22 protein-coding genes and 4 tRNA genes are annotated in these 26,535 nt (G+C 59.7%); 12 read left to right on the forward strand and 14 right to left on the reverse strand.

The genetic code is table 11. The annotated features are described in order from the left end of the window. The 6 genes from NTD87_RS10870 to NTD87_RS10895 form a co-directional block, all read right to left on the reverse strand. Positions 1-2,766 (reverse strand): DUF6531 domain-containing protein (locus NTD87_RS10870; protein ID WP_262113868.1); only part of this gene is annotated, 2,766 nt, incomplete at its 3' end. A gap of 295 nt (positions 2,767-3,061) precedes the next feature. Beyond that, the gene (locus NTD87_RS10875; RefSeq protein ID WP_262113869.1) at positions 3,062-3,463 is read right to left on the reverse strand and encodes a sel1 repeat family protein; all 402 of its coding nucleotides are present in this window, start codon (positions 3,461-3,463) and stop codon (positions 3,062-3,064) included. Continuing rightward, positions 3,464-3,835 (reverse strand): hypothetical protein, encoded by a 372-nt coding sequence (locus tag NTD87_RS10880; protein WP_019693066.1) that lies wholly within the window; start codon positions 3,833-3,835, stop codon positions 3,464-3,466. It abuts the gene before it with no gap. Further along, entirely contained in the window at positions 3,832-4,173 is a 342-nt protein-coding gene (locus NTD87_RS10885; RefSeq protein ID WP_262113872.1) for a helix-turn-helix domain-containing protein, read from the reverse strand. Before NTD87_RS10885 ends, NTD87_RS10880 begins: the two co-directional genes overlap by 4 nt. Before the next feature lie 115 nt (positions 4,174-4,288). Continuing rightward, on the reverse strand, positions 4,289-4,744 hold the full coding sequence (locus NTD87_RS10890) for a YkvA family protein (protein ID WP_262113874.1): 456 nt from the start codon (positions 4,742-4,744) through the stop codon (positions 4,289-4,291). A 293-nt stretch (positions 4,745-5,037) separates the two neighbouring features. After that, positions 5,038-5,751, reverse strand: coding sequence for an FKBP-type peptidyl-prolyl cis-trans isomerase (locus NTD87_RS10895; RefSeq protein WP_262113875.1), 714 nt, complete (start codon positions 5,749-5,751; stop codon positions 5,038-5,040). Positions 5,752-6,021: 270 nt separating this feature from the next. Here NTD87_RS10895 and NTD87_RS10900 point away from each other — a divergent pair, with 270 nt between their 5' ends. From NTD87_RS10900 to NTD87_RS10935, 8 genes are all read left to right on the forward strand, one after another. Beyond that, positions 6,022-7,830: a cytochrome c gene (locus NTD87_RS10900; RefSeq protein WP_262113878.1), complete on the forward strand. Its 1,809-nt coding sequence runs from the start codon at positions 6,022-6,024 to the stop codon at positions 7,828-7,830. A gap of 28 nt (positions 7,831-7,858) precedes the next feature. After that, positions 7,859-8,995 carry a catalase family protein gene (locus NTD87_RS10905; protein WP_262113879.1) on the forward strand — a complete coding sequence of 379 codons (1,137 nt, stop codon included), beginning with the start codon at positions 7,859-7,861 and terminating at the stop codon, positions 8,993-8,995. Between the two features lie 470 nt (positions 8,996-9,465). Beyond that, the gene (gene kdpF, locus NTD87_RS10910; protein WP_262113881.1) at positions 9,466-9,564 is read left to right on the forward strand and encodes a K(+)-transporting ATPase subunit F; all 99 of its coding nucleotides are present in this window, start codon (positions 9,466-9,468) and stop codon (positions 9,562-9,564) included. A gap of 107 nt (positions 9,565-9,671) precedes the next feature. Next, entirely contained in the window at positions 9,672-11,378 is a 1,707-nt protein-coding gene (kdpA, locus tag NTD87_RS10915; protein WP_262113882.1) for a potassium-transporting ATPase subunit KdpA, read from the forward strand. Positions 11,379-11,388: 10 nt separating this feature from the next. After that, positions 11,389-12,048 (forward strand): potassium-transporting ATPase subunit KdpC, encoded by a 660-nt coding sequence (gene kdpC, locus NTD87_RS10920; protein ID WP_262113884.1) that lies wholly within the window; start codon positions 11,389-11,391, stop codon positions 12,046-12,048. Between the two features lie 12 nt (positions 12,049-12,060). Further along, a complete protein-coding gene (gene kdpB / locus NTD87_RS10925) occupies positions 12,061-14,133 on the forward strand; it encodes a potassium-transporting ATPase subunit KdpB (RefSeq protein WP_262113886.1) in 2,073 nt (690 codons plus the stop codon). 115 nt (positions 14,134-14,248) lie between these two features. Beyond that, entirely contained in the window at positions 14,249-16,942 is a 2,694-nt protein-coding gene (locus NTD87_RS10930; protein ID WP_262113887.1) for a sensor histidine kinase, read from the forward strand. Then, the gene (locus NTD87_RS10935; RefSeq protein ID WP_262113889.1) at positions 16,939-17,631 is read left to right on the forward strand and encodes a response regulator; all 693 of its coding nucleotides are present in this window, start codon (positions 16,939-16,941) and stop codon (positions 17,629-17,631) included. The genes NTD87_RS10930 and NTD87_RS10935 overlap by 4 nt, the downstream gene beginning before the upstream one ends. A 118-nt stretch (positions 17,632-17,749) precedes the next feature. On the opposite strand, the gene NTD87_RS10940 is transcribed toward NTD87_RS10935, so the two are convergent. From NTD87_RS10940 to NTD87_RS10955, 4 genes are all read right to left on the reverse strand, one after another. Further along, positions 17,750-17,826, reverse strand: a tRNA-Asp gene (locus tag NTD87_RS10940). Positions 17,827-17,844: 18 nt separating this feature from the next. Continuing rightward, a tRNA-Val gene (locus NTD87_RS10945) sits at positions 17,845-17,920 on the reverse strand. A gap of 187 nt (positions 17,921-18,107) precedes the next feature. Further along, positions 18,108-18,184: transfer RNA gene (locus NTD87_RS10950), tRNA-Asp, on the reverse strand. Between the two features lie 19 nt (positions 18,185-18,203). Further along, positions 18,204-18,279: transfer RNA gene (locus tag NTD87_RS10955), tRNA-Val, on the reverse strand. Between the two features lie 160 nt (positions 18,280-18,439). On the opposite strand from NTD87_RS10955, the gene rdgC reads away from it, so the two are divergent. The 3 genes from rdgC (at position 18,440) to sugE (ending at position 20,905) form a co-directional block, all read left to right on the forward strand. Then, a complete protein-coding gene (gene rdgC, locus NTD87_RS10960; protein ID WP_262113890.1) occupies positions 18,440-19,360 on the forward strand; it encodes a recombination-associated protein RdgC in 921 nt (306 codons plus the stop codon). Positions 19,361-19,506: 146 nt separating this feature from the next. Then, positions 19,507-20,472, forward strand: a complete 966-nt coding sequence (locus NTD87_RS10965) for a bile acid:sodium symporter family protein (protein ID WP_262113892.1) — start codon at positions 19,507-19,509, stop codon at positions 20,470-20,472. A 118-nt stretch (positions 20,473-20,590) separates the two neighbouring features. Continuing rightward, positions 20,591-20,905, forward strand: a complete 315-nt coding sequence (gene sugE, locus NTD87_RS10970) for a quaternary ammonium compound efflux SMR transporter SugE (RefSeq protein ID WP_123426861.1) — start codon at positions 20,591-20,593, stop codon at positions 20,903-20,905. Positions 20,906-21,012: 107 nt separating this feature from the next. On the opposite strand, the gene NTD87_RS10975 is transcribed toward sugE, so the two are convergent. From NTD87_RS10975 to NTD87_RS10990, 4 genes are all read right to left on the reverse strand, one after another. Beyond that, a complete protein-coding gene (locus tag NTD87_RS10975) occupies positions 21,013-22,887 on the reverse strand; it encodes an MFS transporter (protein WP_262113895.1) in 1,875 nt (624 codons plus the stop codon). Between the two features lie 84 nt (positions 22,888-22,971). Beyond that, positions 22,972-24,123, reverse strand: coding sequence for a TDT family transporter (locus NTD87_RS10980; protein WP_262113896.1), 1,152 nt, complete (start codon positions 24,121-24,123; stop codon positions 22,972-22,974). Positions 24,124-24,229: 106 nt separating this feature from the next. Further along, positions 24,230-24,541, reverse strand: a complete 312-nt coding sequence (locus NTD87_RS10985; RefSeq protein WP_262113897.1) for a cupin — start codon at positions 24,539-24,541, stop codon at positions 24,230-24,232. Between the two features lie 84 nt (positions 24,542-24,625). Continuing rightward, entirely contained in the window at positions 24,626-25,810 is a 1,185-nt protein-coding gene (locus NTD87_RS10990; RefSeq protein WP_262113899.1) for an MFS transporter, read from the reverse strand. Positions 25,811-25,901: 91 nt separating this feature from the next. On the opposite strand from NTD87_RS10990, the gene NTD87_RS10995 reads away from it, so the two are divergent. Next, positions 25,902-26,441: a TetR/AcrR family transcriptional regulator gene (locus tag NTD87_RS10995; protein WP_262113902.1), complete on the forward strand. Its 540-nt coding sequence runs from the start codon at positions 25,902-25,904 to the stop codon at positions 26,439-26,441. The last annotated feature ends 94 nt before the right edge of the window (positions 26,442-26,535 follow it).

Below are 26,535 nucleotides of genomic sequence, written 5' to 3' on the forward strand. Positions count from 1 at the left end.
TTCGGCCGTGACTTTGCCGTAAGCGTTGTAACTGAAAGCGCGGGTGGCGCCGCTGGGCAAGGTGATTTGAATCAGCCGACCGACGACGTCCCATTGATACTGGGTGAGCGCACCGTGTTCGTCCTGACGACGGATTTGCCGGCTCAACGCGTCATAGGCGAAGCACCGCCGACCACCGCCCGGCAATTGCTCCTCAGTCAGTTGCCCGAGGCTGTCCCAGGTGAAGACATGACAACCGTTATCCGGATAGCGGATCGACAGCAGTCGTCCCCGATCATCGTAGTGGTAATGGGTGATGTGGCCATCAGGATCGATGTGCTCGGTGATATCACCCTGGCTGTTTCGCTGGTACTTCCAACGCGCCCTGCCCCGATGCATCACCCGAACGAAGCCGTTGTGATACTCGTAGTGGGTCGGTTCATCTTCTGGCGGGATGACCGCAAGCAGCCGCCCGGCTTCGTTATAGGTGTATTGCGTGACGCCGCCGAGGGGATTTTTCTCGGCCACCAACTGACCGTTATCGTCGTAAGCCTTCAGGTGTTCAGCACCATTGGCCTCGACCTTGCGCACCAGTCGTGCCTGCTGGTCGTGGACGTAAACCTCTTCGCTGCCATCGGCGTTGTGCACCGTGACGCTGCCACTGTCATCCCAGACGTAGCGCGAATCCATCTGCGAGAAACTGGCCCAGTGGCGCACACAGCGAGCGGCCTTGCCGTCGCGCTCCCACTCCCAAAAGAAGCTCGCGCCACCGGCCAGTTGCCGCTGGAGAATCACCGCCTGATCGTCGTAGTCGTAGCGCTCGCTTTCACCGGCGGCGTTGATGGCTTCGATCAGTCGATTGCGTTCGTCATAGCGATAAGCGACCAGGATTTGCTCGGTCTGCCAGGCGGCTTCATTGAGATTCGCAGCCGCGCGATAGACCTGATAGTCGACAGCGATCAAATGTCGCCGGTCGTACTGCAACAGCAAGGCACGACCGGCGCCGTTATCGAGGCGTTTGATCCGCGCCTGGCGATCGCGGGTGATACGCAGGCGGTTGTTGTAAGGGTCGCTGATGGCCGTGAGGTGACCGTCGCGAAAATGGTAAAACCGCGTCGCCTCACCCGCCTGAGCGAGGATCAGTTCATCGGCATCGTCGCCCAGATAAATCGCTGCACGGGACAGGCTGTTGTGGATCGCCGGGCGTTCGGCGCTGGGCCTGGGGAAGCGTGTGCGGCGGTTTTCGTGGTCGATCCAGACGACGTCATCGCCGTCGACTTCCAGGCGATGCGCCAGCGAATGGCTCCAGCCGAACCCCAATCCACTGTCGAGTTCCACGGCGCTGGTGCGGTACAAGCGGGTGAAGGCGAACGGCAGCACGCCGTCCAGTTCGCCGTCGGTGAGGGTCAGCAGTTCTTCGCCGGTGACCATCGACACCGGGCAGCCATGGGTCGCGGTTTTGTTGGCGGTGTCGGCGCTGGCGCCGTTGGGATTTTTCGCTTGAGCCGGAGCGTTGTCGTGATGCTCCTGCTTGCTCAAGCTGGTCATCCGCCGGGGCTTGTCTCGCCTGATGGCCGCGGGGTTTTGCACAGAAAGGATCGGCGCGTCACCGGGGGTAATTTTCAACGGCCCACGAGGCGTGGGAGCGAGCGGTGCCTGGTGGGCGCTGAGCAGCAACGGCTTGAGCGCATCGGCGTGACGGCTGGAACGCTGCGTACTGGAGGCTTGCGCCAGGCTGATACTCAAGGCCCCCAGCCACTTGCGTGCACGCTCCGATTTGACCTTTCCCAGCACTTTGGCGCCCGCACGCACGCCGAGGCCCATCGGCCCGCTCACGCAGCTCAACAACAGGCCGATCAACACGCCCGTGCGGATCTCGGCAATCACCTCGGCGGCATACTGCGGCGGCAGCATTCGCAGCCAACTGGTGACGGCCGCCAGATAAATGAACAGCAGCGGTTCATCACTGAGCACCAGCAAACCGTTGGCGATGGTCTCTGCGGACGCATTGAGCAGGGTGTCGAGCTCAGCCTGGGTCAGGTACTCAAGCAGCTTTTCACTGTTGGCTTGCAGGTCTGCCAGCAACTGGTAGAGCTGTTGCACATCATCCCAGAGGTCGAGCAAGGCGTTTTCAACGCCACGTCGGTCAGCCTGCTGCAACGCGTCGTAGCGTTCGATAAATCCGCTTTGCGAAAAGCTCGCCCACAACGGCTGGAACTCGTTCGTCCATTCGCTGCGCAACCAGCCTTCAAGGTCATTGATTGTCGTTTGGTAGGAGGCGTAAAGCGCTTTGACATGGTCCTGGGACACATTGGGGTAAAAGGTGATTCGATAGCGCCTGCCACGCCAGCACTCGGGGATCTCAAGGATGCCGCTGGGGCCAATGTTGGCACGGATCGGCTCCCCGTCCACCGTTTCACCTTCAGGGCCAAGGGTCAGCGCTTCGAGCAGCACCGGGGTGTTGCCGATCGGCACAAAGCGGGCGGCCTGGAACATGTGCACCAGGGTCAGCGGCCCGCCGGCCGGGCACGCCGCAACGGTCGCACTGACGGGCGTGGTCGAGTCTTTCGGGGCGCTGAGGCTGACTTCGTTGCCGACCTTGAACACTTGCTCGACGTCCAGCGCCGCGCCGGTCCAGAAACTCTCGGCCCATGACTCGTAGTCATTAAGGCAATGTCGGAAGTCGCTTAAAACAGCGTCAACGTCCGGGCTTTTCGGGTTCAGCGCAGCAATGACCAGATGGCCGATGGCGGTGTTCAGGGCCTGGAGTTTTTCTGGATCGAGCATTCGCAATCTTCACGCGGTCATTGTGGGACGCGAGACTTTGCGGGGATTACGTGGGGAAAGAAGTCAGGACAGTATGAGGATGATGTAGGGCGTTTCGTTAAAGCTGAAGGAATGGCTCAATCAATCGGAATGAGCACTACTTCACGGGCGAATACACTACAAATGCCTGTAAGAAGTGGGAGGCACCTAGCTGTTGCCCGCGATCGACTGCGTAGCCGTAGTGAACCTGAAAACCCGGCTTTCCTGATGAAGTGCGATCATGGGCAAACCGGATCAGTCAGTATGAGAGTGGCCTTTAAGCCTGACGCGACTCCAGTTCCTTGAGTTTGATCTCGGCCAACGGATGCCCAGCCTTGGCAGCCATCTGCCACCAGCGCGCCGCCTCGGCAGCGTCAGGGGCCTTGCTCGGTGTGCCGGCGAGGCTGATCACACCGACCTGATAGGCTGCTTTACCATCCCCCGCCAACGCCGCAAGACGCAACAAGCGTACGCCCTCTTCGCGGGCACCGAGGCCTTGGCCACGGAACGTCAGGATGTGACCATAAAAACTTTGTGCTCCGACATCACCGAGGTTCGCCATGCGCGCGAACTGGCCTTCAAGCCAGCTCCAGCCGCGCGGTTGGCGGACAAACCATGACCAATGAAACAGCCGGCGTGCCAGCCAGTAACTGGCACGGGCTTTAAGTCGCCAGAACATTCAGGCCTCCGCTGATTCGGGGTATTCGTACTCAAACACCCGCACCACTTCCGATGCATGCCACGACGCGGCGGCTACACCGTCGGATGGACCTGAGAATCGCCCCAGTCGCTCGACACATTCGAAGAACCCGGTGCGCGGCAAACGACTTGCCCCCTGGCTAATCACCAGCGAACTGCGCAACGGCTGCTCGGCCCGCGCATCCAGAGCTGCCAGGTGCTCAAGAGCAGCAGTCAGGGTTTGCATGGCAGGGCTTGGTAACTGCAAACGCTCAAGCAAAGCGCGATAAGTCAGAAGATGACGCTGGCGGCGGGCCTGATCCAGCTCGCCGATTAAACCGTCCCAATGTTGACGACTGATGCGTACGCTCACGATTCATCCCTCCATCCCGGCACCGTCAACTCCCAGGCCAGGCTGCGGCGAATCGCAGCGTCAGGTTGACGCTCGCCACTTTCAATCAAGGCCAGATAAGACGGGCTGATGCCTACCGTGCGGGCCAGCGCCTCGATGGCGATGCCCTTCCCTTCACGCAAACTGCGTAGTTGATCCAGACCCGGTAGCACCTGGTCTGCTGCGGCCGCGTGGCGAGCTGTGGCTTCACGCGGTGGTTGTTCAGTGACGCCTGCTGCTTTCAATAACGCTTGATACTGAGCCCACGGCAGAACCGCGTATTCGGGTTCGCCATCGCGTGCAATTATCTGAATATCCATGACTACCCCGTAGGACAACAACACTTAGCGAGTCGGCACTTTTCCTTAGAAGTGTAATCCTAACAGCCGCCAAGGTCCCGAGGGGGGATCAATCTGTGGAGGAACCTGAATTGACTCAGGTTTTTTTCGGGCCTTGCAGTTGCAATTGCTCCAGCGTATCGGGGAGACGCTCAACAATTGCGAGTTTTTCCGGAGATTGACGGTCGCGCCAGGCACGGAAAGCGCTCAGTTCGTCATCGAGGGTTTTCATCACCCAGGCCAGCACCGCGATGTCATCGAGCATGCCAAATACCGGGATGAAATTCGGAATGACGCCTATCGGACTCAGGAAGTACATCAGACCCGCCACCACCGTCAGCATCGACTTGCGACTGATGTCCCGATACTCGCCACGCCAGTACGCCAGGCACAATGCCTGCAGCAATCGCAGGTCGTCTTTGAGCTTGCCCAAACGGTTACCCTGGCTCGCACCTTTTCTGGCTACGGCGAACAACAGGGCCGGCAAACGCCCACGACTGATCAGCCTTCCCGCCAACGGCAGGAAACGAGCAAAATCCCAAGGTGCCTTCATCATCTCTCCCGCTGAAATGTTATCCACACAAATTGTGGATAACCTTGTGAACAGAGCCTCTTTTCACGCCTGAAAGCCCCGTTTTACAAGGGCTCAACTCAGATCGGGCGTTTTTTACTCACATAAAAAAACCCAACATTTCATTGACTTGGCGACGTACTGTGTCTAACAGCGGCACCATCGATCCTATGACTCCACTCTGCGGCGTCCGTTCGCTTGAATTGTCGGCCACTGAACGCCAGATGCAACAACGCCCCGTATGAACGGGGCGTTGTTTTTGTAACAGACGCTGATTACTTGGCGGCGTCTTGTTTTGCCGGATCTTTGATCGCCAGCAGTTCCAGGTCGAATACCAGCACCGAGTTGGCCGGGATTGCCGGGCTAGGGCTTTGTGCGCCGTAGGCCAGATCGCTAGGGATGTACAGTTTGTACTTCTCGCCTACGTGCATCAGTTGCAGACCTTCGACCCAACCCGGGATCACGCCGCTAACCGGCAGATCGATCGGGCTGCCGCGCTCGACGGAGCTGTCGAAAACGGTGCCGTTGGTCAGGGTACCGGTGTAGTGAACAGTCACTACGTCGGTCGGCTTAGGCTGAGGGCCGTCGGCCTTCTTGATCACTTCGTACTGCAGGCCGGAAGCGGTGGTAGTCACACCGGCTTTCTTGGCATTGTCTTCGAGGAATTTCTTGCCGGCAGCTGCCGACTCTTCGCTCATTTTGGCCAGACGCTCTTCAGCGCGCTTTTGCAGCGCAGCGAAAGCTTCGACCAGTTCGTCATCCTTCAGTTTCTGTTCTTTCTTGCCGACGGCATCTTCGATGCCTTGGGCTACGGCTTTGGAATCCAGGTCATCCATGCCTTCCTGAGCCAGGCTCTTGCCCATGTTCAGGCCGATACCGTAGGAAGCTTTTTGCGCCGGGGTCTTCAGCTCAACGCTGGTCTGCGAGTCACAACCCGCGAGTACCAGGCTAACCAGGGCCACCGCCGCCGCCAACCGATGCTGTTTCATGCTATTTCCTTGTTCATGCGCCTAAAGGGCAATCGAGTAAAGCCGCGAGCTTATCAGGCCGCCACGACCAATGGCTACCGGCATGAGAGCAGGAAACATCTGATAAGTTCAGGTCTTTTAACGCATTTTGCGCGTGGTGGTCGTGAAGCTTCTGTCAGCTTCTTCTCAGTACAGAAAATACCAGTTCCTACAACGTCTGGCGTAATGGCCACTTGCCGTGAAATCAGGGCTGAGGCATAACAAGGCTACAAATCGACAAGGATGTTTATCTTGCGCCTCTTACTCCGTGTTCTGTTTCTGGTACTCGCCCTGCTGGCAATCGCTCTGGCGGTGATCCTGTATTACGTCGCCAACCCGAAACTGCCCGTCTATACGCCCGTCGAGCAGGTGCATTACCTCGAACAGTGGAACGCCGCCGACCGCCAGACCTACTACTTTACGCCGCAGGGTACGCAGGTCAAAGGCCTGCGCTACGACTGGTTCACATCACTCGAACTGCCATTCTCGGAACAACGTTTTGCAGCGCCCGAATACCTGGCTCGATTTGGCTTTCTGGTGGATCCCGCCCAGAAAGCCACGCCGAACAACCCAGGCAACCTGCCGGTAGGCTTCGCTCGTCATCAAAACCCAGGCAGCAAAGAAGAGTTTCTGGATGTTACATGCGCCGCCTGCCACACCGGCGAGCTGCGCTTCAAAGGCCAGGCTGTACGCATTGACGGCGGCTCGGCACAGCACGTATTGCCGTCCAGCGTGCCGACTCTACGCGGCGGCAGTTTCGGTCAGGCATTGGTCGCAAGCCTCGCCTCGACCTACTACAACCCCTGGAAATTCGAACGCTTCGCACGCAACGTGCTCGGTCAGGACTACGACGCCCAACACTCACAACTGCGCCAGGACTTCAAAACCTCACTGGATACCTTCCTGCGCGCTGCCTGGAACGACACCCACCGCGGCCTTTATCCCACGGAAGAAGGTCCAGGCCGTACCGATGCTTTCGGACGTATCGCCAACGCCAGCTTCGGCGATGCTATCTCGCCAGAAAACTACCGAGTGGCCAATGCCCCGGTGGACTACCCGCAGCTGTGGGATATCTGGACCTTCGACTGGGTGCAGTGGAACGGCTCAGCCCAGCAACCCATGGCGCGCAACATCGGTGAAGCCCTGGGTGTCGGCGCGACGCTGAACTTCTTCGACGCCGCTGGCCAGCCACTCAAGGGCGATGATCGTTACCCCTCCAGCGTGCGCGTACGTGACCTGCAACTGATTGAAGAAACCCTGCAGCGACTCAAGCCACCGGCCTGGCCCGAAGAGTTGCTCGGCAGCATCGACAAACCACTGGCCGCCAAGGGCCGCACGCTGTTCGCCGAAAACTGCGCCGGGTGCCATGTACCGAACGTGACGGCGGTCAATGGTCGGCCTGAACAGAAATTGAAGATGTTGCCGGTGGACGTCATTGGCACCGACCCCGGCGCCGCCAACAACATTACCGACCACCGTTTCAACCTGAGCGCGCTCAAGTGGGACTTGGGCGAGCTGGCGAAACTGGACGTCAAACTGCACCCCACACCCAAGGCGCCACTGGACCTGAGCAAGCTTTCGGTCGCCAAAGGGCTGGCCTATGTGACCGCTTTCGTTGAAAACCGCGCATACCGCGACGCCAATGTCACACCTGAAGAACGCCCGAACATGGATGGATTTGGCCTGCCGATTGGCGTTCGTGAACTACGCGCCTACAAGGCGCGACCACTGGCAGGCGTCTGGGCGACGCCACCCTTTTTGCACAACGGTTCAGTACCGAATATCTACCAACTGCTCTCGCCGCAGGATGAGCGTGCAACTACCTTCTATAGAGGCTCGTTCGAATACGACCCGCAGCACCTGGGTTATCGCACTGAAGCCTTCACCAACGGTTTTGTGTTCGATACGAGCATCACTGGCAACCACAACAGTGGTCACGAATTTCGTGCCGGCGAACGTGGCAATGGGGTCATCGGCCGCTTGCTCCAGCCAGAAGAGCGCTGGGCCCTGCTGGAATACCTGAAGGTGCTCGGCGGCCCGCTGGAATCGCAACTGCCATGACCGTCGCCTCTGCAAAAAGGACTCGTGCATGTTGATCACTCTTTGGCTACGTATCGGCGCATTGCTCGGCAAGACCCTGCTGCTTCTGTTGGGCCTTGGCTTGCTGGGTTGGGCTGTGGCGACGGCCTGGTTCGCCTGGCATTACAGCGGCCCGGTCTCTGCCAAAGAGCACATCCCGGTCGGTGAAGCAGCAATGACACAGGACATCATCCAGACCGCCGTGCGCATCGTTGACCAGCACCGCGAAAACATTCGCTACCTGCGTGATGCACATGCCAAGGCTCATGGCTGTGTGAAAGCCGAGGTTCAGGTGCTGGCCGATTTGACGCCCGAATTGCGCCAAGGCGTTTTCGCTGAAGCCGGCAAGACCTGGCAAGCCACCCTGCGGCTGTCCAACGGCAATGCCTATCCGCAATTCGACAGCGTCCGCGATGCCCGAGGCATGGCGATCAAGTTGCTTGATGTGCCGGGTACGCAGTTGCTCAAGGATCAGCAGAGCCGTAGCGAGCAGGATTTCGTGATGTTCAGCCATCCGAACTTCTTCGTCAGCAATGTCGCCGAGTACCGTCAGAATATCGCCGCCCAAGCCGACGGCAAGCAGGTCATGGCATTCTTCCCGAGTTGGGATCCGCGTAGCTGGCAGGTTCGTCACCTGTTCATTGCCTTGGCGACTCTGGCGCCAGCACCGGCCAGCCCGACCCAGTCCACCTACTTTTCCGTCTCGCCGTATAAATTCGGTACGGCCAACGCCAAGTTCCGTGTCGCACCCGATCCGGACAGCTGCCCAACCTACGACTTGCCGGCCCAGAATCAAGAGTTGCCAAACTTCTTGCGCAGTGCATTGAATCAACAACTGTCGACGGATCGGGTACCGGCGTGTTTTGTCTTGCAGATCCAGCGCCAGGACCCGACCAAGTACATGCCGATCGAAGACACCAGCATCGAATGGCGTGAAAGCGATGCACCGTTCGAAACCGTGGCACGGATCAAGATCCCCGCCCAGGACTTCGACACGCCGGCTCTGAACCTGCAATGCGATAACCAGTCCTTCAACCCCTGGTTTGGACTGGAAGCCCACCGTCCTATCGGCGGCATCAATCGACTGCGCAAAGCGGTTTACGAAGCGGTCAGCGACTACCGCCACAGTCGCAACACTCAGCAATGACCCCCCAGGATCGGAGAGTGGGGCTGTAAAGAACTCGTATAGATTGGCGATTCGCCATAACGATTACGTCGAGTCTATTGAGCCACTACTCGCCACCCACTACCGTGACCGCCTACCCACTCAACAAGAAGGGAGTCATTGTGGAAAGCTCAACGTTAGGCATGATCATCCTGTCAATGATTGCACTGTTCGGTGCCGCGGCTTTTTGTTTTGAACATCTTGGCACGCGCCAATCAGAAAAGAAGAAAGCCAAATAGGCTGATTATCAAAAGCCGCACAACATCAAACTTTAAAGGGATAACCCGAACTCGGGTTATCCCTTGTTTGTGTTCGCCTTGTGCAGCCCCACCTATATGCCATCTTAACGTCACCCCCTCCAATCAGTGCCCGACCTTGATGCCGCCTCCCTTAATCTCCCCCGGGTCCGCTATTGGACGCGTGGGTCTTTCGTTAATAAGGGGAGTTACATCGTGCTGACACTCAAGTTCATTTACATCGCCAGCGACTTATGTGCCGTTGGGCTGTTCGCTTATCTGGGTTATGCCCTCATTCGTGCAGAGAAGTTCTGAGGAATCCGCCATGTACGACTTGATCTTTGTAGGCGTTTCCCTGGTGTTTTTTGTTGCGACAGCCATGGCCATTGTCGCCATGGGCAAGATTTGAACGGAGCTTCGACATGTTGAGCACTCTGCTGGAATTTGCGCTGATCCTGGGGTTGATGACCGGGCTCGCCGTGTTGATGGGCAAGTGGTTGACCCGGGTATTTACCGGGAGCACGCACGCCCTGCCGGAACGTTGTACCTATCGCTTGCTGGGCATTGATCCAGGCGAAACCATGGGCTGGGCCCGTTATGGTTCGGCGCTGTTGTTGTCGAACGCGGCGATGATGCTGCTGGGCTATGCGGTGTTGCGCCTGCAAGGCTTTATGCCGATCAACCCGCTGGGGCTGGCGGCACAAACGCCGGACCTGGCGTTCAACACCGCTGCGTCCTTTATCACCAACACCAACTGGCAGGCGTACTCAGGTGAAACCAGCCTGTCCAACTTCAGCCAGATGGCGGTGATCACCTTCCTGATGTTTGTCGGTGCTACCGCCGGTGTGGTGGCCGCGGCAGGTTTCATTCGCGGGTTGAGCCGCGCCAACTCAGGCGATATCGGCAACTTCTGGGTCGACTTCACCCGCATCTTGTACCGGGTGATGTTGCCGCTGTGCGTGGGCATGGCGCTGGTCTATGTCTGGCAAGGCATGCCGCAGACCTTCGCGTCCCAGGCATTGGCCACCACCCTGGAGGGCGCGCAGCAACAGTTGATTGTCGGCGCGGTGGCGAGCTTTGAATCAATCAAGCACATCGGCACCAACGGCGGCGGTTTTTTCAGCATGAACGCCGCGCACCCGTTCGAGAACCCGACACCGCTGACCAACGCCCTGCACATCCTCAGTATGTTGCTGATTCCGTCGGCACTGACCTACACCTTCGGCAGCATGTTGCTGCAGCGCCGTCAGGGCTGGGTATTTTTCGGCACGTTCCTGGTGATGTTTGTCGGCTTCCTGACCCTGGTCTACAGCGCCGAACAAAGCGGCAACCCACTGCTCACCCAGGTCGGCGCGAACCAATTGCTGTCGGCGAGCCAGAGCGGCGGCAACATGGAAGGCAAGGAACTGCGCTTTGGCATCGCGGACAGCAGCCTGTTCATCGCCACCACGACCGGGGCGACCACCGGTTCGGTCAACGCGATGCACGACTCGCTGACCCCCATGGGCGGTTTCGTGCCCTTGGCGCAGATGATGCTCAACTGCGTGTTCGGCGGCGACGGCGTGGGCTTTATCAACCTGATCCAGTACGCGCTGCTGACGGTGTTTCTGGTGGGCATGATGATCGGCCGCAGCCCCGAATTCCTCGGCAAGAAAATCGAGGCACGGGAGATGAAACTGGTGATGCTCTCGGTGCTCGCGCATCCCGTCAGCATCCTCGGCTTTACCGCTCTCGCCGCCCTGTGGCCGGACACCATCGCCAGCCTCAACAACCTCGGTCCTCACGGGTTCAGCGAGGTGCTGTACGCCTACACCTCCGGCACCGCCAACAACGGTTCGGCCTTCGCCGGATTGAACGCCAACACGCCGTTTTTCAACACCACCATTGGTCTGGCGATGTTGATCGGGCGCTTCTTCACCATGTTGCCAATGCTGGCGGTGGCCGGCTCCCTGGCGATGAAGAAGACCGTGCCTGCCGGTGCCGGCACCATCCCCACCGCGACCCCTCTGTTCATGTTCCTGGTGGTATTCGTGGCGCTGGTGGTCGGCGGTCTGACCTTCCTGCCCGCGCTCGCGCTCGGCCCGCTGGTGGAGCAACTGCAGTTGCTGTCCGGCCAGACGTACAACTAAGGAAACGCTGATGACGACTCAATCCGTATTCAAGGGCCTGTTGCGCCCGGTGCTGGTCTCGGCGGTGTTTTTCATGCTGCTGACCGGCTTGGCTTATCCGATGTTCACCACCCTGGTGGCGAACCTGCTGTTCCCTTTCCAGGCCCAGGGCAGTTTGGTCGAGCGCGACGGCCTGGTGGTGGGCTCGACCGTGATCGGTCAGGACTTCACCCGTCCGGAGTATTTCCATGGCCGTCCGAGCATGACACTCGGCATTGATCCACAGGACCCGAGCAAGAGCGTACCGCAGCCGTATAACGCCGGTTCCAGCGGCGCCAGCAACCTGGGGGCGACCAGCCAGAAACTGATCGATCAAGTGGCCGCGCGGGTTCTGGACTATCACCAACAAAATGGCCTGGCCGCTGACACCCAGGTGCCGGTCGATGCGGTGACGGCCTCCGCGTCGGGGCTGGACCCGCATATCTCGGTCGCCAATGCACTGATTCAGGTCACACGGGTCGCCCGCCTGCGCCAACTGCCCGAAGCCGATCTGCTGCAACTGGTTAATAGCCATACCGCCGAACGTACCTTCGGCCTGCTCGGCGAACCCCGAGTCAATGTGCTGCAACTGAACCTCGCGCTGGATGCACAGTTGCCCGTGCGTCAGCCACCTATTGCGGCCAGTGAGTAAGAGACATCCATCATGATCAAGAACGCTCGTTTACCCCTGTTCGATCGCAAAATCGTGCTCACCGCCTGCGTCGATGCCTTCAAGAAACTGTTGCCTCAGGCGCAGTGGAAAAACCCGGTGATGTTCGTGGTTTACCTGGGCAGCCTCCTCACCACCCTGCTGTGGTTTCAATCCTTGAGCAGTCAAGGTGAGGCGCCCAGCGGCTTTATCCTCAGCATTACCTTGTGGCTGTGGTTTACCGTGCTGTTCGCCAACTTCGCCGAAGCCCTGGCCGAAGGCCGCAGCCGCGCCCAGGCTGCGAGTCTGCGCAGCATGAAACGCCAGACCCTGGCCAAGCTGTTGCAAAAGCCCCGGTATGGCGCCGCCTGGCAGCCGACCGAAGCCAGCCTGCTGAGCAAGGGCAGCGTGGTGCTGATCGAGGCTGGCGACCTGGTGCCGCTGGACGGCATCGTCATCGAAGGCGTGGCCTCGGTGGATGAAAGCGCGATCACCGGCGAATCGGCTCCGGTGATTCGCGAGGCTGGTGGCGACTTTTCCTCGGTCACCGGTGGCACGCGGGTTTTGTCGGACTGGCTAGTGGTACGGATCAGTGTCAATCCGGGTGAATCGTTTCTAGACCGGATGATTTCCATGGTCGAGTCCGCCAAGCGCCAGAAGACCCCGAATGAAGTCGCCCTGACGATTCTGTTGGTGGGTTTGACCCTGCTGTTTCTGCTGGTCATCGTGACCCTGAGCCCCTACTCGATCTTCGCCGTGGCCATGAGCGGCAGCGGCAACGTGGTCAGCGCCACTGTGCTGGTGGCGTTGCTGGTGTGCCTGATCCCGACCACCATTGGCGGTTTGCTCTCGGCGATTGGGGTGGCGGGCGTGAGCCGGATGATGTCGGCCAACGTCATCGCCACCTCCGGTCGCGCCGTCGAGGCGGCCGGTGATGTCGATGTGTTGCTGCTGGACAAGACCGGCACCATCACCTTGGGCAACCGCCAGGCCAGCAGTTTCCTGCCAGCACCGGGGATCAAGGAAGCAGACCTGGCAGACGCCGCGCAGTTGGCTTCCCTGGCCGATGAAACTCCCGAAGGGCGCAGTATCGTGGTCCTGGCCAAACAGAAGTTTGACCTGCGGGCGCGGGACATCCACGCATTAGGCGCCAGCTTCGTGCACTTTTCTGCGCAAACCCGCATGAGCGGTGTCGACCTGCCCGAGGGGAGGACCATTCGCAAAGGCGCGGCCGATGCCATTCGCAGTCATGTCGAGGCGCTGGGCGGCAGCTTTCCGGCGGCGTTGCAGGCCAAAATCGATGAGGTCTCGCGGCGTGGCAGCACACCGCTGGTGGTGTGCGACGGGGCCAGGCCATTGGGCGTGGTGGAACTCAAGGACGTGGTCAAGGGCGGCATCAAGGAGCGCTTCGCCGAACTGCGGCGCATGGGCATCAAGACTGTGATGATCACCGGCGACAACCGCCTCACCGCTGCGGCGATTGCCGTGGAAGCGGGCGTCGATGACTTCCTCGCCGAGGCCCGGCCGGAAGACAAGCTGCAGCTGATCCGCGACTACCAGGCCCAGGGCAAGCTCGTGGCCATGACCGGCGACGGAACCAACGATGCGCCCGCACTGGCCCAGGCCGACGTGGCTGTGGCGATGAACAGCGGCACCCAGGCGGCCAAAGAGGCCGGCAACATGGTCGACCTGGACAGCAACCCGACCAAACTGATCGAAGTGGTCGAGGTCGGCAAACAGATGCTGATGACCCGTGGCGCCCTCACCACCTTCAGCGTGGCCAACGACGTGGCGAAGTATTTCGCCATCGTGCCGGCAGCGTTTGTCGCCACCTATCCACAACTGGGCGCGTTGAACGTGATGCACCTGAGCAGCCCCAACTCGGCGATTCTCAGCGCGGTGATTTTTAACGCGTTGATCATCGTGGCGCTGATCCCATTGGCGTTGCGAGGTGTGACCTACAAGGCCATTGGCGCGGCGGCGCTGCTCAATCGCAATCTGCTGATTTATGGGTTGGGTGGGGTATTGGTACCGTTTGCCGGGATCAAGGTGATTGACATGATGTTGGCGGGGTTAGGTTTGGTGTAACACGCAGCCCGTGTGGTAGCGGGTTTGCTCGCGATGCAATCGCCGGCAAGCCTGCTCCTGCAGCAGATCCTCGCCGTTTCGAATCCCTAAGCTGAACAACTGACCAAGGATGGGTATGGCCGCAATAGAACGATTGAACGCTCCACCTGACAACCGTCCCGACCCCGACGTCCTGCTGGCCAAACTCCAGCAGGATGAACAAGCCGCCTTGCGCGGCAAATTGCGTATCTACTTCGGCTCCAATGCCGGGGTCGGCAAGACCTGCGCCATGCTCGCGGCGGCGCAACGGGAAGTGGCACTGGGTCGCGACCTGCTGGCCGGGGTGGTGGAAACCCACGGCCGCCATGAAACCGCCGAGTTACTCAGCGGACTCGAGCAGCTACCCCGCTCCTCTATCCTGCACCGCGAACGCGCCCTCAGCGAATTCGACCTCGACGCCGCCCTGCTCAGACGCCCATCGGTAGTGTTGGTGGACGAACTGGCCCATAGCAACGTCCCGGGCTCCCGCCATCCCAAGCGTTGGCAAGATGTTGAGGAACTGTTGCGGTCCGGGATTGATGTGTGGACCACCCTCAACGTCCAGCATCTGGAAAGTCTCAACGATATCGTCAGCGGCATCATCGGTATTCGCGTAAGGGAAACGGTGCCTGACCATGTGTTCGATAATGCCCATGAAGTAGTGGTCGTGGACCTGCCACCTGATGACCTGTTGCGGCGTTTGAAGGAAGGCAAGGTCTACCTGGAGCCTCAGGCCGAGCGCGCTTCGCGGCATTTTTTCCGCAAGGGCAACCTGCTGGCCCTCCGTGAGCTGGCCTTGAGGCGCACCGCCGACCGGGTCGATGCACAAATGCGTGTCTATCGCCGCCAACAGTCGATCAAAACCTTATGGCCGGCCCGTGAACGGCTGCTGGTGGGCATAGCGGGCGACGCCGGGGATGAACGCCTGGTGCGTGAAGCGGCGCGCCTGGCGCAAAAGCTTGAGGCTGACTGGATCGTGGTGCATGTGGCCTCGGCACAACGCCGGGGAGCCTGCGCTTCACGCTATCTGACCGCGATGAAGTCCCTGGCGCTGGCCGCCGAATTTGGCGCCGACACCGCGACCTTGCCGGGCATGGACGTCGCCGAGGCACTGGCAGCCTGTGCCCGCGAGAACAACGCCAATCGCCTGGTGCTCGGTCACCATCCGCGCAAGGTCTGGCAGTTCTGGCATCAGTCCATCAGCGACCGGATCAGCCGGCATCATCCGCAGATTGATCAGATCGTCATCGCCCACGGCTTGCTACCCGCCGCGGCGCCTATTAAAACCGCCGAAAAGCCACCTTCGCCTCCGGGCAGAACCCTGGCGTATGTCTGGGCCAGTCTCGCCTGTTTCGCCACCACCGCCGTCGCGGCGTTGCTGTTGCAGGTGTTTGACCAGGCCAACGTGATCATGCTGTTTCTGCTCACTGTCGTGCTGATAGCCCTGCGTTATGGGCGTGGCCCCGGGGGCTGGGCAGCGATGTTGGCGGTGCTGTGTTTCGACTTCTTTTTTGTCCAGCCGCGCTTGTCGTTCAGCGTCAACGACACCCAATATTTCTTTACCTTCGCCCTGATGTTGGGCATCGCCCTGATCACCGGGCAACTCACCGCCCGGCTGCGCCATGAAGCACGCACCGCGGCGGCACGGGAACGGCGCGCCACCTCATTGGCCCGACTGGCCCGGGACCTGTCGGCGGCATTGACCGTGGAGCAGATCAGCGAAGTGACCTTACGCACCTTTAGCGGGGTGTTTGAGGCACGTGTCGGGCTGGCGTTGCCAGACGCTGCCGATGGCGTCCATAGCGTCGGCCCAGGCGTACTACCCATCGACGAAAGCATCGCCCAATGGACTTACGACAACAACCAACCGGCCGGCCAGGGCACCGACACGCTAAGCGCCGCCAAGGGCTGTTATTTACCATTGAAGGCACCCATGCGGGTACGCGGCGTCCTGGTGCTCGAGTTGGCACAGAACGAACGCCTGAACGAACCCGAAGAACGCCGCCTGCTGGAAGCCTGCATGAGCCAGTTGGCGATTGCCCTGGAGCGGGTGCATTTCGTCGAAGTGGCGCAAAGCACTCTGGTGCAGATGGAAGGCGAGAAAATGCGCAACACCTTGCTCGCCGCGATTTCCCACGACTTGCGCACCCCCTTGACGACGCTGATCGGCGCCGCCGACACCGCCCTGCCCCACGCCCCTCCCGGCCCCCTGACAGACTTGCTGCTGGGCATTCACGATCAAGCTACCTCGATGCAGCGCCTGATCGAAAACCTGCTGGATATGGCGCGCATGCAGGAGCGCGGTGTGCGGCTTAATCGGCAATGGCATTCCCTGGAAGAAATCGTCGGCAGTGCCTTGCGCCAATTACGCGAGCCGCTGACAGGGCATGTGCTACAGACCGATATTTCGCCGCGGTTGCCGCTGGTCGAGATCGATGCACTGCTGATTGAGCGAGTGCTGGTCAACCTGCTGGACAACGCCGCGAAGTACACCCCGGTGGGGACACGGGTCACCGTCGCGGCCTGCCAGACCGAGGACAAGATCCTGCTGGAGGTCAGCGACAACGGTCCTGGCTGCCCTGCCGGGAACAATCCCTACAACCTGTTTGAACCCTTCACACGCGGCCAGCAGGAATCCGCCGTCGCGGGCATCGGCCTGGGTCTGGCACTGGCCAAACGAATCGTCGAGGCCCATGGCGGACGTATCGAAGCGCTACCCGACGCCGATCAGGGCATTACCTTTGCCATCACTTTACCGGCGGGCACTCCGCCATCAATGGATACCCTATGACCAGTGCACGCATTCTAATCGTTGAAGACGAGGCCAACATTCGCCGTTTCGTCGGTATTGCCTTGCGCGATGAAGGCTTCGAGGTGTTCGAGGCCGATAGCGTGAAACGCGCGTTGATTCATGCGGCCAGCCGCCAGCCAGACCTGGTGATCGTCGACCTCGGTTTACCCGACGGTGACGGTAAACAGTTGATCTGCGAACTTCGGGGCTGGATGGCAGTGCCGATTCTGGTGTTGTCGGCCCGTGACCGGGAGGAGGAAAAAGTCGCCGCCCTGGACGCTGGAGCCGATGATTACCTGACCAAACCCTTTGGCGTGCCCGAGTTGCTGGCACGGATTCGTGCGCAACTGCGCCGACACGTGCAAAGCGGCACGATGGCGGCGACCAGCAAGGTGGCTTTCGGCGAGATCGAGGTCGACCTGGCCACTCATGAAGTCTGGCGCCAGGGCAATCCAGTGCATTTGACGCCGATCGAGTATCGGCTGCTGTGCGCGATGATTCGCGGGCAAAGCCGAGTCATCACCCATCGTCAGTTATTGCTGGAGGTGTGGGGCCTGGATTTTGTGGAACGCGCGCATTATTTGCGGGTGCATATGGCGCATTTGCGGCAGAAGCTGGAAGCAGACCCGGCACAACCGCAGTATTTCATTACCGAGCTGCAGGTGGGCTATCGCCTGGTGGGCGTGTAAATGCGACACCCCGGCGGCAGCGCCTGCAAGCGCCAGGCTAAATTCTGGACAACAAAAAGCCCGCATTAAGCGGGCTTTCTGTTGTGACCTGGCGTTCAGCGTTCCAGGTTACCGAATATGGCGCAGCGGACGGGACTCGAACCCGCGACCCCCGGCGTGACAGGCCGGTATTCTAACCGACTGAACTACCGCTGCGCGTAACATTGAAAGTAATGGTGGGTGATGACGGGATCGAACCGCCGACATTCTGCTTGTAAGGCAGACGCTCTCCCAGCTGAGCTAATCACCCTTTACCTTCGTTGCGGGGCGCATTGTGCCACAAAAATCCGTAACGTGCTGATTTAATTAAGAAAATTATTAAAAAAGCTGAATTTCAATGAAACAGTGCACTTCGCATGGAACCCTTTACAGCAAAAAGCCCGCGTTAGCGGGCTTTCTGTGGTGACCTGGCGTTCAGCGTTCCAGGTTACCGAATATGGCGCAGCGGACGGGACTCGAACCCGCGACCCCCGGCGTGACAGGCCGGTATTCTAACCGACTGAACTACCGCTGCGCGTAACACTGAATGCGAATGGTGGGTGATGACGGGATCGAACCGCCGACATTCTGCTTGTAAGGCAGACGCTCTCCCAGCTGAGCTAATCACCCTTCACGTTCGGTGTGGCGCGCATTCTACGGAGCAGCCCCACCTCTGGCAAGCACTTTTTAAAATAATTTTTTCAGGCCTTCCAAAGGCTTAGCTGAGGGTTGGCCTATGGCTCTGCGCGGAGAATAATGCCCCCCTTTGTATAAAGGAGAGACTCACCCCATGTGGTTCAAAAACCTGCTTATCTATCGCCTGACCCAAGATCTGCCTTTTGATGCTGAGGCGTTGGAAACTGCACTGGCCACCAAACTGGCGCGTCCATGTGCAAGCCAGGAGTTGACCACCTACGGTTTCGTCGCGCCGTTTGGCAAAGGCGAAGATGCACCCCTGGTGCACGTCAGCGGAGACTTCCTGCTGATCGCCGCGCGTAAGGAAGAACGCATTCTGCCGGGCAGCGTCGTACGTGACGCGCTCAAGGAAAAGGTCGAAGAGATCGAAGCCGAGCAGATGCGCAAGGTCTATAAGAAGGAGCGTGATCAGCTCAAGGATGAAATCATCCAGGCGTTCTTGCCGCGGGCCTTTATCCGTCGTTCGTCCACTTTCGCTGCCATCGCGCCGAAACAGGGCCTGATTCTGGTCAACTCGGCCAGCCCGAAACGCGCCGAAGACCTGCTATCGACCCTGCGTGAAGTGATTGGCTCGCTGCCGGTACGTCCGCTGACCGTGAAAATGTCCCCGACCGCGACCATGACTGAATGGGTCACCACCCAGAAAGCCGCGGACGACTTCTTTGTGCTGGACGAATGCGAACTGCGCGACACCCACGAAGACGGCGGGATCGTGCGCTGCAAGCGTCAGGACCTGACCAGCGAAGAAATCCAGCTGCACCTGAGCACGGGCAAAGTGGTCACCCAACTGTCCCTGGCCTGGCAAGACAAACTGTCTTTCGTCCTCGACGACAAGATGGTGGTCAAGCGTCTGAAGTTCGAAGACCTGCTGCAGGATCAGGCGGAACAGGACGGTGGCGATGAAGCCCTCGGCCAGCTGGATGCCAGCTTCACCCTGATGATGCTGACCTTCGGCGAGTTCCTCCCGGCGCTGGTTGAAGCCCTGGGCGGCGAAGAGACTCCGCAAGGGATCTAAAAGCTGGTGATCTCAAATGTGGGAGCGAGCCTGCTCGCGATAGCGGAGTTTCAGTCAACATCATTGTTGAATGTCAGTCCCTCATCGCGAGCAGGCTCGCTCCCACATTGATTTTGAGGCTTCATTTAAATAATAAGGAACAGATCATGCGTGCACTGGCAGCACTGAGTCGCTTTGTCGGCAACACCTTCGCTTACTGGGTACTGATCTTCGCCGTGGTGGCCTTCCTGCAACCCGCGTGGTTCACCGGTTTGAAAGGCGCGATCGTGCCGCTGCTAGGACTGGTGATGTTCGGCATGGGCCTGACCCTCAAACTCGAAGACTTCGCTGAAGTCGCCCGCCATCCGTGGCGTGTGGCACTCGGCGTGGTCGCGCATTTCGTGATCATGCCCGGCGTGGCGTGGTTGCTCTGCCAGGCGTTTCACCTGCCGCCAGAAATCGCCGTCGGGGTGATTCTGGTCGGTTGCTGCCCGAGCGGTACCTCATCGAACGTGATGACCTGGCTGGCCCGTGGTGACCTGGCACTGTCGGTGGCCATTGCCGCCGTCACCACCCTGCTCGCTCCGCTGCTGACGCCGGCCCTGATCTGGCTGCTGGCTTCGGCCTGGTTGCCGGTCTCGTTCATGGAGCTGTTCTGGTCGATCCTGCAAGTCGTGCTGTTGCCGATCGTGCTCGGCGTGGTTGCCCAGCGTCTGCTGGGTGATCGGGTTCGCCACGCGGTGGACGTACTGCCGCTGGTGTCGGTGGTGAGCATCGTGATTATCGTCGCCGCCGTTGTCGCCGCGAGTCAGGCGAAGATTGCCGAATCGGGGCTGCTGATCATGGCCGTGGTGATGCTGCATAACAGCTTCGGTTTTCTGCTGGGTTACTTCACCGGACGCGTGTTCAAGCTGCCGCTGGCGCAACGTAAATCCCTGGCACTGGAAGTCGGCATGCAGAACTCGGGTCTGGGCGCGGCGCTGGCCAGTGCGCACTTCTCGCCGCTGGCGGCGGTGCCCAGCGCGTTGTTCAGCGTTTGGCACAACATTTCCGGGGCGTTGCTTTCGACGTATTTTCGCCGGATAAGCGAGAAACAGGACCGCGAACTGGCGGCTCAACAAGCAACCGACTGAGCCTGGAACTTGATCCTCAGGTTAATGATGGGCACTATAGTGCGCATCGCGAGGACGACCTCGCGGCTCGATCGAGTTACTAATCTGGGGACGACCCCGTCAATCGATGGAGGTTTTTATGCCTTGGATCATTCTGTTTTTCGCTGGCCTGTTTGAAGTCGGCTGGGCCGTTGGCCTGAAATACACCGACGGCTTCAGCCGCCCTCTTCCCACCGTCCTGACGGTCGGCGCCATGGTGATCAGCCTGGGTCTGCTGGGTCTGGCCATGAAGGATCTGCCGCTGGGCACGGCCTACGCCATCTGGACGGGCGTCGGCGCAGTCGGCACGGTTATCGCCGGGATCATCCTGTTTGGTGAATCCATGGCGCTGTTCCGCCTGGCCAGCGTCGCGCTGATCATTGCCGGGTTGGTTGGGCTCAAAGTCAGCGCTTAGGCCTCTACCGCCATCGCGAGCAGGCTCGCTCCCACATTGGTTCTGTGTTGTTCACAGATCAAGTGTGGGAGCGAGCCTGCTCGCGATGAGGCCCGCCAAAACACCAACTATCTAACAGTGCCACGCAATTCGCCGACCAGCGCTTGCAACTGTGCCGGCTGCGCGACCTCAACCGTCACCGACGGCCCGGCCACCACGGTCACCCGCGACCAGAGGCGGTGGAAAAAACCCTTGTTCGGATCGCGACTGAAGAAGCTGCCCCACAACCCTTGCAAGGCCAATGGAATCACCGGCACCGGCGTCTCTTCCAGAATCCGCGTCAGCCCACCCTTGAACTCATTGATCTCGCCATCGGCGGTCAGCTTGCCTTCCGGGAAGATGCACACCAGCTCACCGTCCTTCAGGTACTGGGCGATTCGCTTGAAGGCCCTTTCGTAAATCTGGATGTCTTCCTGGCGCCCGGCAATCGGAATGGTTCCCGCGGTACGGAAGATGAAGTTCAGCACCGGCAGGTTGTAGATTTTGTAATACATCACGAAGCGAATCGGCCGACGCACCGCACCGCCAATCAGCAAGGCGTCAACGAACGACACATGGTTGCAGACCAGCAACGCCGCGCCTTCATCGGGAATCAATTCGAGGTTGCGGTGCTGAACGCGGTACATGGAATGGCTGAGCAGCCAGATCATGAAGCGCATGCTGAACTCGGGAACGATGCTGAAGATGTAGACGTTCACACCAATGTTCAGCAGCGACACCACCAAGAATAGCTCGGGAATCGACAGCTTGACGATGCTCAGCAGAACAATCGAGACAACTGCCGACACCACCATGAACAACGCGTTGAGAATGTTGTTGGCTGCAATCACCCGCGCTCGCTCGTTTTCGGCGGTGCGCGACTGAATCAGCGCGTACAGCGGCACAATGTAGAAACCGCCGAAGATCCCCAGCCCGAGAATATCGAACAGCACCCACCAGGTATGGCCAAAGCCGAGCACTTCGATCCAGCCATGGCCCTCAAGACTTTCCGGGATACCGCCGGAGTGCCACCAGAGCAACAAACCAAACGCCGTCAGACCGAAGGAGCCAAACGGCACCAGACCGATCTCGACTTTGCGTCCGGAAAGTTTCTCGCAGAGCATCGAACCCAGCGCGATACCGACCGAGAACACCGTCAGAATCAGCGTCACCACGGTCTCGTCGCCGTGCATCCACTCTTTGGCGTAGGCCGGGATCTGCGTCAGGTAAATCGCCCCGACAAACCAGAACCACGAGTTGCCAACAATCGAACGCGACACTGCCGGCGTTTGCCCCAGGCCCAGACGCAAGGTCGCCCAGGACTGACTGAAGATGTTCCAGTTCAGCCGCAACTCGGGAGTGGACGCCGCCGCACGCGGAATGCCGCGACTCGCCAGATAACCTAGCACCGCGACCCCGATGATCGCCGCGGAGACGATCGGGGCGTAGTGACTGGACGACATCATGATTCCGGCGCCGATGGTCCCGGCCAGAATCGCCAGGAAGGTGCCCATTTCCACCAGACCGTTACCGCCCACCAGTTCTTCTTCGTGCAAAGCCTGGGGCAGGATTGAGTACTTCACCGGGCCAAACAGCGCCGAGTGGGTGCCCATGGCGAACAGCGCCACCAGCATCAGCGACAGGTGATCGAACAGGAAACCAACGGCGCCAACCGCCATGATCGCGATTTCACCGAGCTTGATCAGACGGATCAGCGCGTCCTTGGCGAACTTTTCGCCAAACTGCCCGGCCAGCGCCGAGAACAGAAAAAACGGCAGGATGAACAGCAGCGCACACAGGTTGACCCAGATCGAGCGGTCGCCCTCAATCGTCAGCTTGTACAAAATGGCGAGAATCAACGACTGCTTGAAGATGTTGTCGTTGAATGCCCCGAGAGACTGCGTAACAAAAAACGGCAGAAACCGCCGCTTGCGAAGCAAGGTGAACTGCGAAGGGTGACTCATCTTCCATGTCCCTGTGTGGCTTGGATGCTCTTATTGGAATGTCGTACCGCAATCCAGGCCACAACCTTACCTAAACTTTGCGAATTATTTCGCTAATCCGGCAATACATGGCGAAACAAACAGCTCACCGCGCCAGGCGCCCTGCACGGTACGCTTGGAAACGATCAACCACATGATCGCCAGCGCGACGACCAACACGCTGCCAAAGATACTGAAGAAGCTCAGGTTCAAGGTGCTCGCCAGCTTCAGCGTGGCCAGCGAATAGACGCCCAGCGGGAAGGTGAACCCCCACCAGCCGAGGTTGAAAGGAATCCCGGTACGCAGGTAACGCAGGGTGATCAGCACCGCTATCAACATCCACCACAAGCCAAAGCCCCACAGTGTAATCCCGGCGACCAGCCCCAGCCCGGCGGCAATTTCACCGATACCCGGCAAGCCATTGGCGGCGAAAATTGCAGGTGCGTCGCTACCCAGCAGCAACATGCCCAACGCCCCGGTGCCGATCGGCCCCAGTGCCAGCCAGCTCGATGCAGCCATGTTTTCGTGAGGCAGTTTGTGCAAGGCCATGCGCAACAACAGGATGGTCAAGATGCTGAACGCCACCGGTAGCGAGAATGCCCACAGCACATAGCTGGTCACCAGCACCACCAGTTGCGAGTGGGCGTCAGCCAGGTGCGGTGCAAGCAAGCCGCCGCTGGCCGCCGCGACTTCCGCAGCCACCACCGGCAGCAACCAGACAGCGGTCATTTGGTCGATGCTGTGCTCCTGGCGGGTGAACATCATGTACGGAATCAAGACGCCGCAGGCCAGCGACATAGCGACATCCAGCCACCACAACACCTCAGCCAGGTGCACTACGCCCTCGCCCCAGCGCGGCAAACCGAACAGCAAGAAACCGTTGATGATGGTCGCCAGGCCCATGGGAATGGTGCCGAAAAACATCGAAACCGTGGAGTGGCCGAATATCCGCCGCGCTTCATCGAAGAAAAACGCCCAGCGCGCGGCGTACAACCCGCTGAACAGCAGGAAAAGGAAAATATTGAACATCCACAGGCCTTCGGCGAAGGCATGCAGGCCGGGGATCGACACCGGCAATTGGGCGAGTGCCAGGGCCAGAACCCCGGTACCCATGGTCGCGGCGAACCAGTTCGGGGTGAACTGGCGAATCGCTTCGCGAGGATGCTGCAAATGGCTCAAAGGCCGATTAACGGTTTTGTTGCTGTTGGGGCATTGCATGGTGAACTCCTGTCCTCGGGTGAGGTGGAACTCATGGTAGAACCGAATCGAATATCTATATAACGGGTAATATCTCTAACTGTTATCTGTTTTGTTGATATAGACGTTAAACGCTGCCTTCCGATTCAATCACCAATACCCGAGCCGCGCCTTGCGGATGGGCAACATGCTCGGTGCCAACCGCTGCATAAAAGATGTCACCTACCTCCAACAGCGTAGCCTGCTCGATGCCATTCTCCCGATAGCGCATCTGTACTTGCCCATCGAGTACGACGAACACTTCCTGACCATCGTTGACGTGCCATTTATAGGGCTGATCGGTCCAGTGCAAACGGGTGGTGATGCCGTTCATGTTAGCGATATCCAGCGCCGCCCAGGCGCGGTCACCGGTGAAGGACTTGCTGCGAATGATCTTCATGAGGGTTCAATCCTTCGAATAGGAACAGAGCGGTTACGATCGGAGCCAAGGCTAACGCATGAGCGCGAAGACGTCTCGACCCAGCTAGGCCTCGCACAGTTCGGCCTGACGCTGGCGCATCAACCCAAACAAGGCGCCGAGCGAAAGCACGATCAATACCGCACCATAACCATCGGTGGTAGCGATCAGGCCGAAGGTCCGGGTCAGGTTGCCTGCCGCAAGCGACGGCAGGCAGAACGCCAGGTAACTCAGCACGTAGAACGCCGACATCAACCCCGCGCGCTCATGGGGCAAGGCCAGCGGAACCACGCTACGCAAGGCACCGAGAAAACCGGCGCCAAAACCACTGCCGGCCACCAGGGTCGCGAAGAAAAACAGCGACAGGCTGGCGCTGTGCACCGCCGTCAAAATCAGGGTGATGCCGATCGCCAATAAACTTGCGCCCAGGCGCAGGACTTTGTCTGCCGGACGATTGCGCAACGAGAAGATCATCAGCGCGCCGCTGACCGTTAACACCGCCACCAGACTTCCGCCAATCAGGTTCGAGGTCGAACCGGTCGCCGCACGCACCAGGGATGGCGCCAGTGACAGGAAGAACCCACCCACCGCCCAGACCGCCACATCCACCGGCAGCGCCAACCACAGCGCCCGCCGCGCCTGAAGTGGCACATGCAAGGTGGGGCGCAGCGACGCCCAGACGCCGGGTTGCCGACTGACGCTTTCGGGCAGACGCCAGACATACAGGGCTTGCAGCAGGAACAGCCCGAACAGAATCCAGTAAGCCAACTGCAAAGGTTGTGGCGCGTATTGCGCCAGCAACCCGGTACCCAATGCCCCGCACGCCATGCCCAGCAGCGGTGCGACGCTATTCACCAGCGGACCTTGTTGCCGGTCAGTGTCGAGCAACGCCGCGCCGAGCACGCTGGTGGCCATGCCGGTGGCGAAACCTTGCAGCACACGCGCGGCAATCAGCCAGGCCACGCTGTCGGCGTTGATAAACAGCAGCATCGCCAGCATATCCAACAGTAACGCGGCGAAGATCACCGGTTTGCGTCCCAGATGATCCGACAGCGAACCGACCGTCAGCAACGCAACCAGCAAGCTCAGGGCATACACCCCGAAAATCAGCGTCAGGGTCGCCGGAGAAAACTGCAGCGCCTCCTGATACAGGTGATAAAGCGGTGTTGGCGCGCTGGAAGCGGCGAGAAAACTCAGTAAGGTGATCGCCAGGAACACCAGACTGGAACGGTTTGAGACAGCACTGGACATGGGCACACTCCGCAAAAGCTAATTTTTTGCTTTTGCGGAGTGTGCTACTGGCCTCAGCTTAAAGCAAATTCTTTGTGTTAAGGTCTGCTGCATGGCAATTAAAGAAGCGTTACGCCCTGGCGGCCGAAGTGCCCGGGTGCAGGAATCCATCCACACGGCAGTGCGCGAACTCCTCGAAGAGCAGGAGCGTTCCACCGTGACCGTGCCGCAAATCGCCGCCCGCGCCGGCGTGACGCCGTCGACGATCTACAGACGCTGGGGCGACTTGTCGGCACTGCTGGCCGACGTCGCGCTGGCACGCATGCGCCCTGACAGCGAACCGGCCAACACCGGCAGCCTGCGGGGCGACCTGCGCGCCTGGGCCGAGCAGTATCTGGACGAGATGAGTTCAGAACCGGGCCGCAACATGATGCGCGACGTGCAATGCTCCGCCACGCCGGGGTATTGCGTGAGCATTCTCAGCGGGCAGTTGCAGACGATTCTGGACCGTTATTCAGATGAGCCGAAGCCAAGTGTCGACCGACTGATCAACATGGTGGTGGCGCCGACTGTGTTCCGCATCCTGTTCGCGGCGGCGGCGCTTGAGGTTGAAGAGTTGCATCGGTTGATCGATATTTCGTTGCGTCAGTGAAGTCTCAGCGCCTGATGTAATCGCGAGCAAGCTCGCTCCCACATTGACTCAGTACTGATCACAAATAATGTGGCGACACCGATCAACTGTGGGA

It is taken from the genome of Pseudomonas sp. 6D_7.1_Bac1 (assembly GCF_025465945.1).
Taxonomy (GTDB): Bacteria; Pseudomonadota; Gammaproteobacteria; order Pseudomonadales; family Pseudomonadaceae; genus Aquipseudomonas.

Bases quoted from the DNA above. Each gene is read 5' to 3' on its own strand.
- NTD87_RS10990 (WP_262113899.1), bottom strand. From the start codon at position 25,810: ATGTCCAGTGCTGTCTCAAACCGTTCCAGTCTGGTGTTCCTGGCGATC.
- kdpA (WP_262113882.1), top strand. From the start codon at position 9,672: ATGTTGAGCACTCTGCTGGAATTTGCGCTGATCCTGGGGTTGATGACC.
- NTD87_RS10995 (WP_262113902.1), top strand. From the start codon at position 25,902: ATGGCAATTAAAGAAGCGTTACGCCCTGGCGGCCGAAGTGCCCGGGTG.
- NTD87_RS10985 (WP_262113897.1), bottom strand. From the start codon at position 24,541: ATGAAGATCATTCGCAGCAAGTCCTTCACCGGTGACCGCGCCTGGGCG.
- kdpC (WP_262113884.1), top strand. From the start codon at position 11,389: ATGACGACTCAATCCGTATTCAAGGGCCTGTTGCGCCCGGTGCTGGTC.
- NTD87_RS10980 (WP_262113896.1), bottom strand. From the start codon at position 24,123: ATGCAATGCCCCAACAGCAACAAAACCGTTAATCGGCCTTTGAGCCAT.
- NTD87_RS10885 (WP_262113872.1), bottom strand. From the start codon at position 4,173: ATGGATATTCAGATAATTGCACGCGATGGCGAACCCGAATACGCGGTT.
- NTD87_RS10935 (WP_262113889.1), top strand. From the start codon at position 16,939: ATGACCAGTGCACGCATTCTAATCGTTGAAGACGAGGCCAACATTCGC.
- NTD87_RS10895 (WP_262113875.1), bottom strand. From the start codon at position 5,751: ATGAAACAGCATCGGTTGGCGGCGGCGGTGGCCCTGGTTAGCCTGGTA.
- NTD87_RS10905 (WP_262113879.1), top strand. From the start codon at position 7,859: ATGTTGATCACTCTTTGGCTACGTATCGGCGCATTGCTCGGCAAGACC.
- sugE (WP_123426861.1), top strand. From the start codon at position 20,591: ATGCCTTGGATCATTCTGTTTTTCGCTGGCCTGTTTGAAGTCGGCTGG.
- NTD87_RS10975 (WP_262113895.1), bottom strand. From the start codon at position 22,887: ATGAGTCACCCTTCGCAGTTCACCTTGCTTCGCAAGCGGCGGTTTCTG.
- NTD87_RS10875 (WP_262113869.1), bottom strand. From the start codon at position 3,463: ATGTTCTGGCGACTTAAAGCCCGTGCCAGTTACTGGCTGGCACGCCGG.
- NTD87_RS10890 (WP_262113874.1), bottom strand. From the start codon at position 4,744: ATGAAGGCACCTTGGGATTTTGCTCGTTTCCTGCCGTTGGCGGGAAGG.
- kdpB (WP_262113886.1), top strand. From the start codon at position 12,061: ATGATCAAGAACGCTCGTTTACCCCTGTTCGATCGCAAAATCGTGCTC.
- NTD87_RS10965 (WP_262113892.1), top strand. From the start codon at position 19,507: ATGCGTGCACTGGCAGCACTGAGTCGCTTTGTCGGCAACACCTTCGCT.
- NTD87_RS10930 (WP_262113887.1), top strand. From the start codon at position 14,249: ATGGCCGCAATAGAACGATTGAACGCTCCACCTGACAACCGTCCCGAC.
- rdgC (WP_262113890.1), top strand. From the start codon at position 18,440: ATGTGGTTCAAAAACCTGCTTATCTATCGCCTGACCCAAGATCTGCCT.